The organism is Saccharothrix sp. NPDC042600, assembly GCF_040647305.1.
Lineage (GTDB): Bacteria > Actinomycetota > Actinomycetes > Mycobacteriales > Pseudonocardiaceae > Actinosynnema > Actinosynnema mutabilis.
In genome coordinates this window covers 1-1,001 of the sequence record NZ_JBEZBW010000214.1, presented here as the reverse complement: position 1 = coordinate 1,001, position 1,001 = coordinate 1, and the positions used below count along the sequence as shown (strand labels likewise).

Genomic DNA, 1,001 nt, shown 5'->3' with positions numbered 1-1,001 from the left:
GTGGGGGCACCGCCGGTCGGGTTGGTGGGGGTTTGCGGGCCGGGGGTGGGTGTGTGGGGCTGGTCGGGGCGTGCGGGGGCTTCCGGGGTCGCTGCCGCGGCCGAGGTCTGGTCGTAGCGGGTGGGGGTGGGGGCGTGGGGCGGGTTGCCGGCGTTCGGGCTGCCGCCACCGCTGTAGGAACCGCCACCGCCGCCGCCGGGCGAGCCGCCGCCGGGGCCGCTGCTGTAGCCGCCGGGGGTGCCGCCGCCACCGGGGGCACCGTTGTGGCCGCCGGGAGTACCGCCGCCACCGCCGGGGCCGCTGCTGTAACCGCTGGGCGTGCCTCCGCCGCCGGGGCTGCCGCTGTTGCCGCCCGGGCTGCTGTAGCCGGGGGAAGGCTGCCCGCCGGGACCGCCTCGGTGCTCGCCCACGGGGGTGCCGCCCGGAGCGGGACGGTAGTCGCCGGTCGGGGAGTTGCCGCCGGGGCCGCCGCGCGTCTCGCCCACGCCGCCGCGTGGCTGGTCGGGGTCCGGGCTGTTGCCACCCGGGTCACGGCCCGGGCGCGGAGTGCCGGTCGGGGTCGTGTCGCCGGGGTCGGTGCGGCCCGGGCGTGGCGTGTCGGTGGAGGTCGGGGTGCTTGCCGTGTTCGTCGTGCCTTCGCCGGGGCGGTTGGACGGGGTCGGCGAGTCGGGGTCGCCCGTGCCGGGACTGTTGTCGGAACCGGTGCCATCGCCGGTGCCGTCGCCGTTGCCGGAGTTGGAGCCGTCAGAGCCGGAGCCGTTGCCGTCGCCGGAGCCGGGGCTGTTGCCGGTGGAGCCGTTGGGGGTGTCCACGTCGGCCTTGCCGGTCTGGAGGAAACCGCCCTTCTTGATGTTCTTCGGGTCCAGCACGTCCAGGCCCGTCGCCTTGCCGGCGATCTTGCCCAGGACCTTCATCACCTTCTCGAACACCTCGACCAGACGCTTCAGCATCGGCGAGACCTTCTTGATGGTGTCCAGCAGGTCCTGGATGATCTTCGCGAT

Annotated in this window: 1 pseudogene; it reads right to left on the bottom strand. The window is 75.4% G+C overall.

The features are described from left to right. Positions 1–1,001: pseudogene (locus AB0A74_RS42660) on the bottom strand (hypothetical protein); the annotation flags it as partial.